Here is a 17789-nt window from a genome sequence, read left to right as displayed (position 1 = left end):
AGTAAGATGAGCGGAGATAGACCCTCTGGGGTTGCCGTAAGTCAGGCTCGTCAATTGGTGACTTTTCACGATTGAAAGGTTTGAATATTGCTCGAAAGAGATACTGTGCTTAAAGGTCAGTCGCTGAATTAAGAATCTCTAGCGTTTATGCTAGAGAGTGTCAAGTAGCCCTGTTTTCATTGAGGGAGTAAATTAAACGTGTCATCAACTAATGCAATCCCACGCGATATTAGGGTCAACAACCCCTCAACGTTGTTTGACTTTGTGCAGTCGGTCAGCAAAGTAACGGCCGGAACCTTACTCGGCGTTACGATGTTAACCAGTTCGGTCGTGGCTGGAGGGTTAGTCGGTTTGGCGGTCAGTTTCCGCAATCTTCCTGATGTGCGGGTCTTACAGAACTATGTGCCCACGGAAACCACCCATATCTATGATATTAAGGGGGTTCCTCTGGCCAGCCTCCATGATGAAGCCAACCGTGAAGTAGTCTCCCTCAACGAGATATCTCCCCATCTAAAACGGGCTGTAATCGCGATTGAAGATAGCAATTTTTTCGATCACAAAGGCATTAACCCGACGGGGATTGTGCGGGCGTTAGTCGCTAACTTAGAGCGGGGTTCCACGGTGGAAGGGGGTTCTACCCTGACTATGCAGTTGGTGAAAAACCTATTTTTATCCCCGAATCGTACCATGAGCCGTAAAGCCGCAGAAGCGGTGATGGCGATTCGTTTAGAACAGATTTTATCAAAAGACGAAATTTTAGAACTGTATCTGAATCAGGTCTATTGGGGTCATAACCTCTATGGGGTAGAAACCGCATCGCGCAGTTATTTTAATAAATCGGCGAAGGATTTGACTTTGGCGGAATCGGCAATGATGGCGGGTCTGATTCCTGCACCGGAGGATTATAGTCCCTTTGCGAATTACAAAAAAGCCAAACAAAGACAGTTAACGGTTTTGAAGCGGATGCGGGAACTTCAGTGGATTACCCCCCAAGAAGAAGCCGCGGCCAAAAAACAAACCTTACTGGTGGGCAAAATCACCTCCTTTAGCAGTAGCCGTCTTCCCTATGTGACGGAAGCAGTTGTCCAAGAGCTTTCTGAACGTTTTGGTCGGGAAGCGGTGATCAAGGGCGGAATGCGGATTCAAACCACCATTGATATGAATTTTCAACGGATGGCGGAGAAAACCGTCAGTGAGTGGCATCAGAACTTATACTATCAAGGGGTTTATAACAATTTACAAAATGGTCAAATTGCCCTGGTAGCCATTGACCCCCGCACCCATTTTGTTAAGGCTATGGTGGGGGGGGCTGATTATAAAACCAGTCAGTATAATCGGGCGATTCAAGCCCTGCGTCAACCCGGCTCTGCCTTCAAACCCTTTGTTTATTATGCTGCCTTTGCCACGGGCAAATATGGGCCAGATTCCACGGTTTATGATAGCCCGGTGAGTTATCCCGATGGCTATGGCTATTATTCTCCCCAGAACTACGGTGGCGGTTTCTCCGGGGCGGTGAGTGTGCGCTCGGCTTTAGAAAATTCCTTGAATATTCCGGCGGTCAAACTGGGTCAGGAGGTGGGACTAAATCAGGTAATTGAGGTTTGTCGAGTCCTGGGAATTAAGAGTCCCATTGAGCCTGTCGTTTCCCTACCTTTGGGGTCGGTGGATTTAACCCCGATGGAAATGGCCGGAGCTTATGCAACTTTTGCCAATGATGGCTGGCACTCTGAACCCACGTTTATTGTCCAAGTTACCGATAGTCAGGGCAATATTTTACTGGATAATACCCCGAAACCTCGATTAGTCTTGGATCAATGGGCCGTGGCATCCCTGAATAGTGTGTTACAAGGAGTGATTAATCGGGGGACAGCGACTCGCGCCCAAATTGGACGTCCGGCGGCGGGAAAAACTGGAACGACGTCTTCTGAACGGGATATCTGGTTTGCCGGATATACTCCTGATTTAGCAACGGCTGTTTGGGTGGGAAATGATGATTATACTCCCCTAACCTATGGATCAACCGGAGGAACCACTGTGGCCCCGATCTGGCGTGACTTTATGTTACAAGCCTTAGATGGAAAACCTGAAACTTCTTTTAAACCATCTTCTGCCTATACCAAACCTTAATTATGAATGGGGTTCTGACCCGGGTGAACAATTTTTCCCTAGAGGAGAGTAGAATGAGAGTAGAACCACTTGCGAAGTATGCCTGTGTCTGGCTCCATGAGAATCGGCTGAAAAGTTATTCTTTGAGTTTTTGATATATGGGAATTTGCTGTAGTCGCTATTCCTTATTTGTTGGAAATTTTTTTTATACGTTAGGATCTAACTTGTTATGGAAAAAAATACATTTTCTTCGCCAAATGTGACTCAGAAAGTAGAAGTTTCAATTCACATTGATTCTGAGTTACTCGATCAAATTAAACATCTCACTAATGACCCCAGCAAGGTGATTGAGACAGCCCTACGCCAATGGCTTAGAGGAGAGCGTCCAGAGGATGAACTGGCTTTGACACTGCAACGAAACCCTCCGGTTCCGCCTCGAGGGGAATGGAACGATTAAATCAGTGATGACTGGTAGAGACGTGCCATGGCGCATCTCTACCAGTTATAAGTAAAGAAGTGAATAGTTAGTTGATTAACTGTTCGCTGTTCACTATTTAGTCGCTAATCCGAATGAACTTAGACGAGAACTCTCAGTTTGCAAGTTCGACTTCGGCTGACCCGATCTGGCAGAACTTGGGTGCTGATCTGATTTTTATTCAAAATGCCGCAGGTGAGTATTTATCATTTCATTGGCAACGAGATGATCGCTATTCTTTACCTGTGGATACCATTGTCGGATCATCAATGGGAGAATACTTTAAACCGGTTATCCTTTCTCCCTATCAAGATCGAATTACCCGGGTTTTAACCAGTTTAATTCCTGAGAGATTTGTTTATTCATTTGCTTATGAAGATCAATATATTCCATTAGAACTGACGATGACTCCTGTTTTAGTCTCTAATGGAAAACCGGATCGGGTATTGGTTATGGGCTGTGTTCTGGAACAACCAGAAGAAAATTTAGACATGAGTATGTCGGAGATTGTTGCCTATCGTTCCCTGCCTTCCAATTTGGAAATTCCGCAAAAAATGCTGATCCAAATTGCTGGAACCATTTGTCGTGCGGTTTCTCCCAGTTCCCATATTTATCAAAGGTTATTAAGTCAAATTGCCCAAAAAATTCGCCGAACTTTAGATTTAAAGCAAATTTGGCAACAAACGGTTAATAGTTTAGGGCAGGTTTTAGGAGTAAGTCGTTGTATTTTATGTCCCTATCAAGTTGAAAAAGGGGATAGTTGGAGTTTACAACAAACCCAGGTAGTGGCGGAGTATCGCCGATCAGAATTTCCGATGATGTTGGGTTTGGATTTAGCCATTGCGAATGAGTTGGGCTGGACGCAGGCTTTAGCGACCCTAGAACCGGTGGTGGTCGAGCGCACCTCGCCAGATCAAGATCCCTATAATCGCTATTCTATTTTAGTTGTCGCCACATCCTATCAAGATCAGCCCAATGGGATTATTAGTTTGCAGCAGTGCGATCGCTTTCGACAATGGACATCGGCTGAAGTGGAATTTATCCGAGAATTAGCCACCCATGTCGGAACGGCTATTGCCCATGCTACCCTCTATCAAGAATTAGAAGAAGCCCGGATGGAAGCGGTGGCTCTTTCTCGATTAAAAAGTGAATTTCTGGCGAATACGTCCCATGAATTACGCACGCCTTTAAATGGAATTATTGGGTTTTTAAAGTTAGTTTTAGATGGGATGGTGGATGATCCCGAAGAAGAAGCAGAATTTATTCAAGAAGCCCATCGAGCCGCTTTACACTTATTAAACTTAATTAATGATGTTTTAGATATTGCTAAAATTGAAGCCGGGAGAATGGATATTGACTTGGCTTTAATTAAGGTAAATGAACTTTTAGATGAAGTTGAACATTTTACCCGGGCGCAAATTCAAGAAAAAGGATTAACCTTTACGATTCAAAAGGCAGCTTATGAAGATGACGTGATTGTTTATGGGAATTATCAACGGTTACTCCAGGTGATGTTGAATTTAGTCGGAAATGCAATTAAATTTACCCATGAAGGGGGAATTAATATTAGTTTGGGAATCTTCAAACAAACTTTTGTATTTCAAAATCAAGAGTTTCCAGGAGTATTGGAATTTCGGGTGGCGGATACCGGAATTGGGGTTCCGATTGAAAAACAAGATCGACTATTTAAGGCCTTTTCTCAGGTTTCTGGGGGCTATACCAAAAAATATGGGGGAACGGGTTTAGGATTAGTCATTTCACAAAAATTAGTCCAAACTATGGGAGGAACGGTGAAGTTTTATAGTCTCGGGGAAGGATTAGGATCAACGGTGACATTTACGCTTCCTTTGTATCAGGAACCCCATAGTATGAGAAATTGATTTTGGAAAAAGGTTGATACCAATAGGGTATTACTCACCCTACATAATCTATTAAAATCATATTAATTTGTTTTGCGAACTTGATCTAATTTTCGACGTTGTTGCTCAATCCAATCTTTTTCGGCTTCCTGTTGCTCGCTGGTTTCTTGTTCAAAATAGAACATAAATTAAGCCAGGAAACAACGGGATTTAAGAGTTATAGCGCCCGCCAAGGCGGTTAGGACACCAGACGAATCTTGGAACCCAGACAGTGAAGTATTTTCCCCCAGATCCCTCCCCCCTAGCCCCCCGTGCACGGGGGGTTTGGGGGGGCTATTCCCTGCTATAAAATCGCTAAACGGGTTTCTGGCTATTATCCAGGGATTCCCTGGATAATAGGTTCTACCTTATTCGGGTAAAATTCCGAGTTGTAAATTCTCGCCAATTTGATAAATATAAGCATCTTCAATCAAGATTCGATTAACCCTACTATTGGTCATGCGTCTTCCTGATAAGTCTATATTCCAATGTTGTTGATCTTGACTTAAACCCTGAATTAATTCACCGTTAGGACTAACAGCGACAATTGCTGTCCAATCAATTTTTAATTCTGGTTTAACTTCGCGAAAAACGGATAATATCTGCTCATAAGTTTTAAGTGAACCTACATCATCATACACAGGTAAAGCAAGTGTCAAGTGCCATATTTCCGGTTCTGACGCATACAGCCACAAAGCAGAATGAACTGATAAACCTGCGGTATTGAGAGCATCTATTAATCTTTGACCTTCTTCTATCTCTTGATTTACCAATGTTGCTGTAGCCATTGTAAAACTCCGTGATTAGGATCGGTAATTGCTGAGTAAATATTGTGGGCTTCTTCTTGGTTATATTTTTTATAACGGCTTTCTTCTGACCAGTCTCTAACTTCTGACCATTTAGGTGAAAAATCTGGATCATTTTTGAGAGACTTTAATTGTTTATTAAGGTCAGCACCTGTCACCAGCTTTTCTAAATTATGGGTATAACTGTCCATAACAGTGTTCTTGTCAGGAAAATCATATTGCTGAGTTTTTTTAGCGATGCAAGCCTTTAAAGCACATTCAATCACATAACCACTGAGATAGTAAGCACCGGAATATTGGTGATTGTCTAAAAGCACTTTTGCGTCTTGAAGTCGAGTAAGTGCTAATTCCTGGAAATTCTGTCTATTCAAAAAATTAGTATACCTCCAAAAAACTCGCCATATTGATTATAAAATCCATTTTAATATCTTTTAAACTTGTTTTTTTCAATCAGCAAGCGAACAGAGACAGATTCAGATTAACCCGACCTACCCATAATGACGGATTTCCGAACTAGCACTCGAAACCCTTGAGTGCTAAAGTGGCTTATTGGTGATTAATGATATTGTAAGATGGCTAAAATTGTTTCGTTTGGTGAAGAATCCCGTAGAGCCTTAGAAAAAGGTGTGAATGCCCTAGCCGATGCGGTGCGAGTCACCCTTGGCCCCAAAGGTCGGAATGTCTTATTAGAGAAGAAATTTGGCGCCCCCGAAATCGTCAATGATGGTATTACCGTCGCTAAAGAAATTCAACTGTCCGACCCCCTGGAAAATACTGGCGCCCGACTGATGCAGGAAGTCGCCTCCAAAACCAATGAAGTCGCCGGAGATGGGACAACCACCGCCGCTATTTTAGCCCAAGCCATGATTCGTGAAGGGTTAAAAAATGTCGCAGCAGGCGCCAACCCTGTGGCCCTCAGACGGGGAATGGACAAAATTACTCAGATTTTGGTCGAAGAAATTCAGGCTATTGCTAAACCCGTGGAAGGGGATGCAATTGCCCAAGTCGCAACGATTTCGGCGGGAAATGACCCAGAAATTGGTCAGATGATCTCCCTGGCGATGGACAAGGTAACGAAAGACGGGGTAATTACCGTTGAAGAATCCAAATCCATCACTACAGAATTAGATGTAGTCGAAGGAATGCAACTCGACCGGGGATATATTTCCCCCTATTTTATCACCGATAATGAACGGATGGTGGTGGAATTTTCTAACGCTAGAATTCTAATTACCGATAAAAAAATTAGTTCTATTCAAGACTTAGTTGCGGTCTTAGAAAAAATTGCCCGTTCGGGTCAACCTCTGTTAATTATTGCTGAAGATATTGATGGGGAAGCCTTAGCAACTTTGGTGGTGAATAAAGCCAGAGGCGTGTTAAATGTGGCGGCAATTAAAGCCCCAAGTTTTGGTGAACGTCGCAAAGCTTTATTACAGGATATTGCGGTTTTGACAGGCGGACAATTAATTTCTGAAGAAGTGGGATTAAGTTTAGATACCGTTTCTTTGGATATGTTAGGAACTGCCAACACAATCACCATTGAAAAAGACAATACAATTATTGTTACGGATAGCAAAACTCAAGCCGATGTGAAAAAACGGGTTGAACAAATTCGTCGTCAACTGGAAGAAACCGACTCTGAATATGATGCGGAAAAACTCCAAGAGCGAATTGCAAAATTAGCCGGAGGAGTGGCTGTAATCAAAGTGGGGGCTGCCACCGAAACGGAAATGAAATCTCGGAAACTGCGGATTGAAGATGCCTTAAATGCCACTAAAGCCGCCGTAGAAGAAGGGATTGTTCCTGGGGGCGGGACTACTTTAATTCATCTGGCGAAAAAAGTTGATGAACTGAAAGCTCAACTGAGTGATGAGGAAAAAATTGGGGCGGGAATTATTGCCAAAGCCCTAGAAGCTCCTTTATTTTATATTGCCAGTAATGCTGGGGCTGAAGGCGCTGTGGTGGTGGAAAATGTCCGCAATACCGACTTTAATATTGGTTATAATGCCTTAACTGGAACCTATGAAGATTTAATTGCTTCTGGGATTATTGACCCGGCAAAAGTGGTACGTTCTGCCCTACAAAACGCTTCCTCAATTTCAGGATTAGTATTAACAACTGAAGCCTTAGTTGTGGAAAAACCTGAGAAGAAATCCGCCGATATGGATGCCATGGGCGGCATGGGCGGCATGGGTGGTATGGGCGGTATGGGCGGCATGGGCGGCATGGGCGGCATGGGTGGCATGGGCATGATGTAACCTATCCCTGGCGATTGCAAATCGCGGCTAAACAGATAAAACCCACCTTTGTGGGTTTAAAAACCTGAATTTTCTCTTAGTCCACGCAGGTGGACTTCGTTTGTGTAGTAGCGAATTATATTCGCCGAATACTATCTTGCGATTGCAAATCGCGGCTACACAGACAAAACCCACCTGCGTGGGTTAAATTTTGGATTAGTAATACATGATTAATTCTGCCTATCAAATTGGGGGAAGTTTAGCTCAAGATGCTCCGACTTATGTAGTCAGAAAAGCGGATTTCGATCTGTATTCTCAATTACAACAGGGGCATTTTTGTTATGTTTTAAATTCTCGGCAAATGGGGAAATCTTCCCTATTGGTTAAAACTCGTTATCGTTTACAACAAGAAGGTTTTCAGTGTGCGACCTTGGATATGACTCGCATTGGTAGCGAAATGGTGACGGAACAACAATGGTATAAAGGAATAGTTACTGAATTATGGCGCGGATTTAATCTTTTAGGTAAATTTAATTTAAAAAATTGGTGGAAAGAAGAATCAGAAGTTTCTGTGATTCAACGTATTAGTAATTTTATAGAAGATATTTTATTGGTTGAATTTCCTGGTCAAAAATTAATTATTTTTGTTGATGAAATTGATAGTATTTTAAGTTTAAATTTTAAAGTAGATGATTTTTTTGCTTTAATTCGTTTTTGTTATAATCAACGGGCAATTAATCCTGAATATAACCGGATTAGCTTTGCCTTATTTGGAGTTGCTACCCCTTCAGCTTTAATTTCCGATCGCACTCGTACCCCCTTTAATATCGGAAAAGCCATTCAATTATCGGGTTTTACCCTGAATGAAGTTCAACCTTTAATTGAAGGTTTGGAGCCAAAAATTACTAATGCTAAAGCCATTATGCAAGAAATCATCAATTGGACAGGAGGACAACCTTTTTTAACACAAAAAATATGTCAATTGGTGATAAATTCTACCGAAAAAACAATTAATCAAATATTAATTATTCCCCCCGGAACCGAAGGATTTTGGGTAGAATCATTAGTGCGATCGCAGATTATTTATAAATGGGAATCTCAAGATGAACCCGAACATTTAAAAACCATTCGTAACCGAATTCAAAATAACCCCGATCATATCGGCAGAATTTTAGGAATCTATCAAGATATTCTGCGAAATTTAGAAGTTTTAACCGATGATAGTAACGAACAATCAGAACTAATATTATCCGGTTTAGTGATCAAATATACCGGGTTTCTGCGGGTAAAAAATCGGATTTATCAAGAAGTCTTTGATTTAGATTGGGTTAACCAACAATTGAGGAACCTGCGGCCCTATTCTCAAGGCTTTGATGCTTGGATAGAATCTCAACAACAAGATAGTTCTCGACTATTACGGGGACAGGCCTTAAAAGAATCCCAAAATTGGTCAAGTGGTCGCAGTATTAGTGATTTAGATTATCAATTTTTAGCTAAAAGTGAAGAATTAGATCGGCAAGAAGTTCAAAAATCCTTAGAAGCTGCCAGAATGCTGGAAGTAGAAGCCCGACTAACCGAAGAAAAAAAGACCGCAAAACTGCAAAGATTTTTACTGATATCTGTTAGTAGTGCCCTAGTTATTACCATTATATTAGGTCTAATCTCAGGGTTTCAATATCATCAAGCTAGGGTGAATGAACACCAGGCAAAAATCAACGAAGTTAAAGCTATAAATCAATCATCTGAGTCCTTATTTGCTTTAAATCAAAGGTTTGAAGCCTTAATTCAATCCATGATAGCCTATCGAAAATTGCAAACCCTATCGGATGTGGATACAAAAATTCACCAGAATGTAAAATTGACATTGCAAAAAGCGGTTTATGGGATTCAAGAATATAATCAACTGTTGGGGCATACCAGTATGGTTTCCACCGTACAATTTAGCCCCAAAGGAGATTTAATTGCCTCTGGAAGTCAGGATAAAACCGTTAAACTATGGAAACCCGATGGTTCACTCTGGAAAACCCTGATAGGACATGAAGGTGGTATTATAGGGTTAGCATTTAGTCCCCGTCATCCCCTCCTAGCTTCAGCGAGTGGAGACAAAACAATTAAATTGTGGAAAACCGATGGTAGCTATTTAAGAACCTTAAATGGACATAAAGAACCCGTCCTGGCTGTTAGTTTTAGTCCGAATCAAGATATCCTAATATCAGCTAGTTTTGATCATACCATAAAATTGTGGACAATAGATGGGAAACTATTAAAAACTATCCCAGCCCATGGTGCTGAAATTAGAACCGTTGTCTTTAGTCCCGATGGTCAGAGATTTGCCTCTGGAAGTGCCGATAATACGGTTAAAATTTGGAAATCCGATGGCACACTGTTAAAAACCCTGACCGGACATCAGGGGGAAGTGATGGCTGTGGCTTGGAGTCCCGATGGTCAAACCCTGGCTTCCGCTAGTCGAGATAAAACCATTAAATTGTGGAGTCGGGAAGGGCTATTAGTCAATACATTAGGCCCCTTTGATAATGCAGTTTGGGATGTAGTATTTAGTCCCAATCAGAAATTTTTAGCGGCGGGAATGCGAAATAAAGAAGTGCAACTCTGGCGAAAAGATGCCAAGACTTCTGTTTATACTCCTTATAAAACTTTATTCGGACATAATGGAGAAGTAAGTGATATTGTCTTTAGTCCCGATAGTCAAATAATCGCTTCAGCAAGTTGGGATAAAAGTGTTAAACTTTGGAAAACCAAAGATTATTTAGTAACTCGGTTAATCGATCATCAAGACAGCGTTTGGGGAATCGCTTTTAGTCCCGATGGTCAAACCATTGCTTCGTCATCCTTAGACCAGACGATTAAACTCTGGACAAAAAAGGGGCAGTTATTACAAACACTTACAGGACAGAACTCGTGGGTTAATCAGGTTGAGTTTAGTTCCAATGGTCAATGGTTAGCCTCAGCCTCCTCAAATGAGACGATTAAACTTTGGAAAAAAGCTAAAAATGGAACATTTATCACCAATCCCAATCAAACCTTATTAGGACATAAAGCCGGGGTTTGGGGGATAAAATTTACCCCCGATAATCAATCCTTGATTTCTGCAAGTTGGGATGAATCGGTGAAAATTTGGGGAATCGATGGAACACTCCGCCAAACTTTGAAGAATCATAATGGTCAAGTTTGGGGAATAGCAATTGCGCCCACGGGTGATTGGATTGCTTCGAGTTCTGACGATAAAACCATAAAACTCTGGAAATTCAACGGTCAACTCCTACAAACATTAACCGGTCATCAAGATGGGATTTGGGGACTGGCTTTGAGTCCCGATGGACAGATTTTAGCCTCCGCCAGTCGGGATGAAACCGTAAAATTATGGCGTTGGAACCCTAGGACTAAATCCTTTATTTATGAAAATACCCTCAAGGGACACACCGCAACCGTGATGGCCGTCGCCTTCAGTCCTGACCAAAAGTTATTGGCATCAGCAAGTCAGGACAACACGATTAAACTTTGGAAACTCGATGGTACTTTAATTAAAACTTTGAATGGTCATAATGATCAAGTTTATAATGTTAAATTTAGTCCCGATGGTCAAACTCTGGCTTCCGTTAGTGAAGATAAAACAGTGATATTATGGAACTTAGATCAAGTTTTAAACTTGAATGAATTCGCCTATGCTTGTGACTGGATCAAGGATTATTTAAAAACCAATTCCCAACTAAGTCCCGAAGATCGAATATTATGTCAGTAGTCAGGGAATAGGTAATGGGTAATAGGTAATAGGTAATGGGTAATGGGAATAAGCACTTAACCGTCAACAAACAATAACAAGGTAAAAATAATGATCAAATTATTAGGATTTTTGGCTATTGCAGGAACGTTTCTGAATGTTGCACCTCAGATAAATTCTTTAGCCTCCTTTGTACCCAATTCTTCCATACAATTAGCTCAAAATTCTAGCCCCGCTTCCTCCATTCAAGGCTATTGTTTTTCTATTGCTGATGATAATATGGACTCCATCGCCCGAATTTATCTTGATGGAAATAAAGTCACGGGTCGGGTTGAAGCTACGATTCATAATCAAAAAGCATCCTACTATACGTCCTATACCCAAATATTACAAGGAACGAAAAATGGCAATAAATTAAACTTGAATATTACCACAAAAATTGAGTTAGATACTCAAAAAACTAAGGAAACTTGGACGTTAAATGCAGACTCTTTAAATACGGGACGAATAGTTTATAAAAAACAACCCTGTTTAGTCTCTCAAATTCGTTTTGCACCGGGGAAAAATTCAGCAACTGTGAGTCAGTCGGTAGTGCGAGGAACTCGCAATATTTATTTATTAAAAGCCAACCAAGGTCAAAGAATGGATCTTAAAATTACCGCTTTAGAAAATAACGCTGTTTTTGATGTAATTGCCCCCAATGGGCAGGTTTTGAAAACCGAAGCTACCCAGTCTAGTTTGAAATTACCCGCCACCGGAAATTATGAGATTATTGTGGGTGGAACCCGAGGGAATGCTAGTTATCAATTAACTGTTAAAATTCAATAATTCCAGGAAAAAAAACGGGTTTTTGCCGTAGGGGTAATTCATGAATTACCCCTACTACCATAAATCATTTAGGATACAAACCCGGTTTCTGGTTTATAGTTAATCAACGGTTTTGTCAGCTTTCCAACCTGATTGATAATAGACTTTTGACCCGTTATCAGGAACAAAATGACAAGACCAATAGGATTGAATAAAACTTTTCCAAATCGGTTCATCAGAACAACGATAATAGTCACCCAGTAGGGGTTTAATTGCTTCCGTTGCTGTTTTTAAATGATAGTGGGGCATATTCAAGAAAATGTGATGGGCAACGTGAGTTCCGATATTATGATGAATGGGATTAATAAAGCCATAATCTCGGTCAATGGTTGATAAAGCCCCTTTTAGGAAATACCAATCTTCCCCCCGATACCAGGGAATATCAGCCTCCGTATGATGTAAGTAAGTAACTAAATCTAGCCACATCACAAACACGAAATAGGGCATGAAATAGTATTGCAGGAAAAACACCCAGCCAAACTGATAGGTGATAAACCCTAAAAAGCTTACCATCACGATCATCAAAGATGTACTGGTAATAATATCCCATTTTTCGGACTCTTTAAACATAGGGCTACTCGGTAAAAAGTGAGAGCCTTTACGAAGGGGAGAAGAACTACGGAACAGATAAACCGGATAGGCGACTAAGGGGATATAAAAGGGCAACAGCTTTTCATACCAAACCATCTTATTGAACGTACTTTCCGTTACCGGATGCCAACTTTCATCGGTATCAATATTTCCGGTATTGGCGTGATGGGTTCTGTGGCTGATGCGCCAACCGTGATAGGGAACTAGAATCGGAATATGGGATAAATGGCCAATTAAGTTATTCAGCCATTTAATTTTGGAGAAAGACCCGTGACCGCAATCATGGCCCACAACAAATAACGCCCAAAACATCGTTCCTTGCATCACCCAAAAAATGGGGAAAAACAGCCAAGAATCGAGTTTATAGGCGATAAAATACAGACCTGCGATGATCGAAATATCAATAAAGAAATAACTCAGAGATTTCCAAACCGAGGGTTCAAAACACTGGGCAGGAATTGCCGCCCTGATATCTTGGAGAGTAAAGGGTAACTCTGATTTCCTGGTTTCTGAGGCACTAAGGGTGGCCTGGTTAGACTTATTATTGGATGATTGCACAGATATTTTGATTGAATCTGAGTGAGTAGTCCCCAGTTGTGTTTTTACCCCAAACTGAATCGTAAACATCAGGGTTTGGGATGCTAACCTAAACTGCGGTTCTGAACGGCTTTTATTTTACCTTGATTAGATGTTAATTTTCGCAACAAATCTTAAATGATCGAAATTATTTGGCCAATCTCGGCCAGGGGTGGGTCTTCCATACCTCCAGATTTGTTGTTGGGCTTTAGCCCTCTCCGGAGGGCTAAAGCCCAACAACGTTTTATATTTGGGAATTATTATGACCAATTAGGGTAACTCCCCAAATTGTTCTCGATATTTTGCTAATAATATTTCTGCTGCTATTGCTGCTTCTTCGGGAGTGGGGAGAAGTTGACCATCTGAGGTAAAAAAACGCAATTGGGAGTTATAAACACCCAAAAATAATTCTAATTGTTGACTCCATAACCATCCTTGAGAATTAGATTCAAGGGGTTGATATTTACCCTCAACTAAATGAAATCCGGCTAATTCTAAGGTATCAGGATCAAACCAAAAATAATCAAAGGTGCGAAAGTTATCTTGATAGAGTTGTTTTTTTAATCCTTTATCAATTTCTGCCGTGGATGGAGATAAAAGTTCAATAATAATATTAGGATATTTTCCTTCTTCCCAAATCATCCAACTGCGTCTGGGTTTGCGTTCTGTGTCTAAAACCACAAAGAAATCTGGCCCTCTAAAATCCTGTGATTTTTTTTGATTCGGGTTAAAATAGATAGTTAAATTTCCAGAAACATAAAAATCTTGACGGTTTCGCCACCACCACTCTAAAAGATGAATCAGGAGATCAATTTGTCTGCGGTGTAAATCACTTTCCACGGGAGGTTCCTCACTCCATAAATCACTAGGTGGAAATATAATATCATCAAATTCTTCCGGTTGTTCTAATCTTTGAAGGTTAGCGGGTTCGTGATCAACAATAAACATAAACAGGTTAACCCAATTAGGATAAATATAGTTTAGCGTAACTTTGAATCATTTGTCGAATAGATTGATATTAAATCGACAAAGATTGTTTTTATTGAGGAGGAGTTATTTTTGATAAGGGTTGAATTGCATTTTTTAAAGTTTCTTTGTTTAACTCAAGTTTGGGTTTGGGAACAGAACTAATATTAGTTAGGGGTAAACGAGCTAATGCTAATTCTGAAGTTGATGTTTTTTCAGAATCGTTATTAATTAAAATATAACTATTCAGAATTTCTAACTGAGCATCAACAATATCATCATAGTTTTCATACCAACTAGCGATCGCAATTGACAAAGTTTCAATATCATCGGGTAAGGGTTCAATTAACTCGATTAATTCTTGACGGTGTGAGTCAATAAATAATTGAGGCTGTTCTTCTAGTAATTTCAAAAAAGCCTCTAGGTTTTGATGGTAAAAAGACATAGACTAATCCTCCAACTTAATATAAAATTGATTATATCAAATTCAAGGTTAATTTTGTAACCCGACCTCAAAAAAACCGTTTTTTTCAGAAACTGGGTTTATGTACTGTTATACTAAGAGAACATCCTAAACCGCAGGATATAATAATTGAGGTAAAATCACCGATGACATACCTAGAAGAAATTACAATTAAAGTTCCTGTTGATATTGCTGAAAGTTACCGCCAGGCTAACGAACAAGAAAAACAACAGATAGAAACTAGAATTGCCTTTTTATTGAAAAGTCAAACGATATCTCGAAAAATGGCTATTAATAAATTGCGACAAACGATGAGTGAAATCGGTCAAAAAGCCGTTGCGAAAGGATTAAGTCCTGAGATTTTAGAAGATATATTAAAAGATCATGAAGGATAAACTGTTTCTTTTAAATTTAAAATCAGTTTAATTAAAAGTTTTAATTAACTTCAGAAATATAGCCCTAACTGGTGTGACCTCTCCCCCTCACCTTACATCTTATGGGTTTGGGGGTTGGGTCATACATTTACAAGGGGTAATTAAACAGCCCTGGAGAGCTTAAAAAGGGAGGTTTAGGAATATTAAATCTAATGACCCCCAACACTAAAAACAGCCCGTTTGTAGGCTTCATCAAGCACTTCTGAAAGGGTGGGATGAGTATGAACCGAGAACACTAAATCATGGACAGATTGACGGTGATACATAGCATTTGCCGCTTCTTGAATTAAATCAGAAGCATGAAGACCAAAGATATGAACTCCTAAAATTTCCCCCGTATCTTTCCGATAAATCACTTTAGCCATACCTTCGGTTTCTCCCTCCGCAATTGCTTTAGAATTACCCTTAAAATAGGTTTTTACCGTTGCAATTTCAAACCCTTCTGTTTGTCCTAATTCCTTCGCCGCAGGTTCATTTAAACCCACATAACTAATTTCAGGATGGGTAAAAGCAGCCGCCGGAATACTGCGATAATCCACCGCGCGAGGACGTCCGCAAATAGTCTCTACAACGGCGACTCCCTGGGCGGATGCGGTATGGGCTAACATCATTTTACCCGTAACATCTCCAATCGCCCATAAATGGGGAACAGGTTCACCTCCAGATAATACCTCTAAATGATCATTCGTAGGAATAAAACCGCCCCGAATAGGTTCAACATTCACCGATTCTAAACCTAAATTTTTACTCACCGGAATCCGTCCAGTGGCGACCAAACAAGCATCCACTTCTAGGACTTCTTCTACTTCTTTAGTTTTAGTATCGGCTAACTCAATAATAACCGGAGAACCCGGAGTTACTTTTAAGGCTAATTTCCCGACTTTAGTTTCAATATCCCTGGGATTAATTAAAACCCGTTGAGCTAATTTAGCAATATCAGGATCAAAAGTTGGCATTAATTGATCTAAGGCTTCAATCATGGTAACTTCACAACCTAAAGCCGTATAAATATCAGAAAATTCTAATCCGATATAACCACTTCCAATAATCGCAATCCATTGGGGTAGGGATGCTAATTTAACCGCATCATCACTGGTAAAAACTGTTTGATGATCAATCGTAATTCCTGGGGGAACAAAAGGCACAGAACCCGGTGCTAAAATAATATCTTTAGCGGTAATTGTTTTTTCTCCGTTAGTAGTTTCAACGGTAACTTTATTCGCCCCGGCAATTTTACCCCAACCTTGAATTACATCAACCCCTAACCGCTTCAAACTATTAGTCAAGTCACCCCGAAGTTTAGTGACAATATTATCAGCATGGTTAGCAATTTGTTCACGATCAAAACTGACTTGTCCTAACTGAATCCCTAAATTTTTTAAGTGATGGGTATTATGTAATTCTCTGACCCGTCCCGACGCCGCTAATAACGCTTTAGAGGGAATACAGCCTCGGTTAACACAAGTTCCCCCCATGTCCGCGGCTTCAATAATTGCGGTTTTCAAGCCACAACCGACGGCGTGGATAGCAGCACCATGTCCGCCCACTCCCGCACCAATAATCACTAAATCGTAATCCATATTCTGTTACTACTCTATTGGGATTAAAAAATATTACCGTTTTCCCTGTCCCTTGCCAACTCAATAACCTTTACAAACCTAAAATTAGTTTGGTCTGCCCCCGGCTTTTTGCGGTAAGCTAGACTCGATTACTGTGTTTGTCATCCTGATCATAACATGAAAACCAAACTCGCAACTGTTACATTAAGCCTGATTTTATCGGTACTTTTTCCTTTACAAAGTTTTGCTGGAACAGTTTTAGAAGATATCAAAAAAACCGGAGTTTTAAAAGCAGGAGTTCGACAAGATGCACCCCCATTAGGATTTGTTACATCCGATGGAAAGTGGGAGGGATATTGTATTGAATTAATGGATTTATTAGGAGAAAGATTGCAAAAACAGTTAAAACTAAGTAAACCCATAGAGGTACAATTAATTCCCTCAAATTTACAAAATCGGGAACAATTAGTCAGGGAAGGAAAAGTTCATTTAGAATGTGGCCCTAATACAATTTTGAGGAATCCAGAACCAGGTATTACTTATTCTGATCGGTTTTTAGCCACGGGAGTTCACTTATTAGTTAGACCGGATAATCAATCTTATATTCAACCATCGGGAGCTTTAGAAGCTATTTCCATTGGGGTTTTACCTGCATCCTTAACCCAACAGTTTATTAGCAGTCGCTATTCCTTAGCAAAAGTTGTAGAATACCCAGGAGTTGACGGTCGAAAAAATGCCGTTGAAGATGTAGTTCAAGGTCGTTTAAATGCCTTCGCCAGCGACGGATTATTATTAATTGGAGAAGTGCTCAGAAATCCAGAAATAAAACCTCAAGATTATGCTTTAATTCCCAAAGAACCCTTAACCTGTGAATTTTATGGAATGATTCTCCCCGCCGGAGATATGTCTTGGATTAATACGGTAAATTCCTTGATTTTAGTCGAAGAAACAGTTAATATTTTAACGGGATTATACGGAAAAGATTCAGACTATGTAAAAACCCTCGAAGCGGCTCATAATAAATGTTTACAATAAACCGGGAAAATTGCTAAGTCAGCCAACCACAAGGTTT

At 40.4% G+C, this 17789-nt stretch carries 14 protein-coding genes; 8 read left to right on the top strand and 6 right to left on the bottom strand.

Annotation, left to right across the window (positions count from 1 at the left end):
- The first annotated feature begins 312 nt into the window (after positions 1–312).
- The 3 genes from AC559H_RS18760 (at position 313) to AC559H_RS18750 (ending at position 4461) form a co-directional block, all read left to right on the top strand.
- Positions 313–2127 (top strand): transglycosylase domain-containing protein, encoded by a 1815-nt coding sequence (locus AC559H_RS18760; protein ID WP_026795294.1) that lies wholly within the window; start codon positions 313–315, stop codon positions 2125–2127.
- 208 nt (positions 2128–2335) lie between these two features.
- Positions 2336–2563 carry a type II toxin-antitoxin system CcdA family antitoxin gene (locus AC559H_RS18755; RefSeq protein ID WP_026788050.1) on the top strand — a complete coding sequence of 76 codons (228 nt, stop codon included), beginning with the start codon at positions 2336–2338 and terminating at the stop codon, positions 2561–2563.
- A 113-nt stretch (positions 2564–2676) separates the two neighbouring features.
- Positions 2677–4461, top strand: a complete 1785-nt coding sequence (locus AC559H_RS18750) for a sensor histidine kinase (protein WP_026788051.1) — start codon at positions 2677–2679, stop codon at positions 4459–4461.
- Positions 4462–4847: 386 nt separating this feature from the next.
- Here the strand turns inward: AC559H_RS18750 and AC559H_RS18745 are convergent, their stop codons facing one another.
- Both AC559H_RS18745 and AC559H_RS18740 read right to left on the bottom strand, forming a co-directional pair.
- Positions 4848–5267: a hypothetical protein gene (locus AC559H_RS18745; RefSeq protein WP_043937825.1), complete on the bottom strand. Its 420-nt coding sequence runs from the start codon at positions 5265–5267 to the stop codon at positions 4848–4850.
- Complete coding sequence (locus AC559H_RS18740; protein ID WP_026788052.1) at positions 5246–5656, bottom strand: HEPN domain-containing protein; 411 nt, start codon at positions 5654–5656, stop codon at positions 5246–5248. The genes AC559H_RS18745 and AC559H_RS18740 overlap by 22 nt, the downstream gene beginning before the upstream one ends.
- 201 nt (positions 5657–5857) lie before the next feature.
- On the opposite strand from AC559H_RS18740, the gene groL reads away from it, so the two are divergent.
- From groL to AC559H_RS18725, 3 genes are all read left to right on the top strand, one after another.
- Positions 5858–7543, top strand: coding sequence for a chaperonin GroEL (gene groL / locus AC559H_RS18735; protein ID WP_026795295.1), 1686 nt, complete (start codon positions 5858–5860; stop codon positions 7541–7543).
- 205 nt (positions 7544–7748) lie between these two features.
- Positions 7749–11282, top strand: a complete 3534-nt coding sequence (locus AC559H_RS18730; RefSeq protein WP_026795296.1) for a WD40 domain-containing protein — start codon at positions 7749–7751, stop codon at positions 11280–11282.
- 90 nt (positions 11283–11372) lie between these two features.
- Positions 11373–12089, top strand: coding sequence for a hypothetical protein (locus AC559H_RS18725; RefSeq protein ID WP_193372502.1), 717 nt, complete (start codon positions 11373–11375; stop codon positions 12087–12089).
- 99 nt (positions 12090–12188) lie between these two features.
- Here AC559H_RS18725 and AC559H_RS18720 read toward each other — a convergent pair whose 3' ends face one another.
- The 3 genes from AC559H_RS18720 to AC559H_RS18710 form a co-directional block, all read right to left on the bottom strand.
- Entirely contained in the window at positions 12189–13277 is a 1089-nt protein-coding gene (locus AC559H_RS18720) for a DUF3474 domain-containing protein (RefSeq protein WP_026798571.1), read from the bottom strand.
- Positions 13278–13565: 288 nt separating this feature from the next.
- Positions 13566–14243, bottom strand: a complete 678-nt coding sequence (locus tag AC559H_RS18715; protein ID WP_036831190.1) for a Uma2 family endonuclease — start codon at positions 14241–14243, stop codon at positions 13566–13568.
- A gap of 91 nt (positions 14244–14334) precedes the next feature.
- Complete coding sequence (locus AC559H_RS18710) at positions 14335–14706, bottom strand: hypothetical protein (protein WP_026795298.1); 372 nt, start codon at positions 14704–14706, stop codon at positions 14335–14337.
- A 164-nt stretch (positions 14707–14870) separates the two neighbouring features.
- Between AC559H_RS18710 and AC559H_RS18705 the strand changes: the two genes are divergently transcribed.
- Entirely contained in the window at positions 14871–15119 is a 249-nt protein-coding gene (locus tag AC559H_RS18705; protein ID WP_026795299.1) for a hypothetical protein, read from the top strand.
- A 188-nt stretch (positions 15120–15307) separates the two neighbouring features.
- Here the strand turns inward: AC559H_RS18705 and lpdA are convergent, their stop codons facing one another.
- Entirely contained in the window at positions 15308–16738 is a 1431-nt protein-coding gene (gene lpdA / locus AC559H_RS18700; protein WP_026795300.1) for a dihydrolipoyl dehydrogenase, read from the bottom strand.
- Positions 16739–16894: 156 nt separating this feature from the next.
- Between lpdA and AC559H_RS18695 the strand changes: the two genes are divergently transcribed.
- Positions 16895–17752, top strand: a complete 858-nt coding sequence (locus AC559H_RS18695) for an amino acid ABC transporter substrate-binding protein (RefSeq protein WP_026795301.1) — start codon at positions 16895–16897, stop codon at positions 17750–17752.
- Positions 17753–17789: the final 37 nt, after the last annotated feature.

This window comes from Planktothrix prolifica NIVA-CYA 540 (assembly GCF_963864145.1).
GTDB classification, from domain to species: Bacteria; Cyanobacteriota; Cyanobacteriia; order Cyanobacteriales; family Microcoleaceae; genus Planktothrix; species Planktothrix agardhii.
This window is presented reverse-complemented; position numbering and strand designations above follow the sequence as displayed.

Coding starts and splice junctions, on each gene's coding strand:
- AC559H_RS18710 (WP_026795298.1), bottom strand. CDS start 14,706: ATGTCTTTTTACCATCAAAACCTAGAGGCTTTTTTGAAATTACTAGAA.
- AC559H_RS18695 (WP_026795301.1), top strand. CDS start 16,895: ATGAAAACCAAACTCGCAACTGTTACATTAAGCCTGATTTTATCGGTA.
- groL (WP_026795295.1), top strand. CDS start 5,858: ATGGCTAAAATTGTTTCGTTTGGTGAAGAATCCCGTAGAGCCTTAGAA.
- AC559H_RS18725 (WP_193372502.1), top strand. CDS start 11,373: ATGATCAAATTATTAGGATTTTTGGCTATTGCAGGAACGTTTCTGAAT.
- lpdA (WP_026795300.1), bottom strand. CDS start 16,738: ATGGATTACGATTTAGTGATTATTGGTGCGGGAGTGGGCGGACATGGT.
- AC559H_RS18750 (WP_026788051.1), top strand. CDS start 2,677: ATGAACTTAGACGAGAACTCTCAGTTTGCAAGTTCGACTTCGGCTGAC.
- AC559H_RS18730 (WP_026795296.1), top strand. CDS start 7,749: ATGATTAATTCTGCCTATCAAATTGGGGGAAGTTTAGCTCAAGATGCT.
- AC559H_RS18760 (WP_026795294.1), top strand. CDS start 313: ATGTTAACCAGTTCGGTCGTGGCTGGAGGGTTAGTCGGTTTGGCGGTC.
- AC559H_RS18705 (WP_026795299.1), top strand. CDS start 14,871: ATGACATACCTAGAAGAAATTACAATTAAAGTTCCTGTTGATATTGCT.
- AC559H_RS18745 (WP_043937825.1), bottom strand. CDS start 5,267: ATGGCTACAGCAACATTGGTAAATCAAGAGATAGAAGAAGGTCAAAGA.
- AC559H_RS18755 (WP_026788050.1), top strand. CDS start 2,336: ATGGAAAAAAATACATTTTCTTCGCCAAATGTGACTCAGAAAGTAGAA.
- AC559H_RS18715 (WP_036831190.1), bottom strand. CDS start 14,243: ATGTTTATTGTTGATCACGAACCCGCTAACCTTCAAAGATTAGAACAA.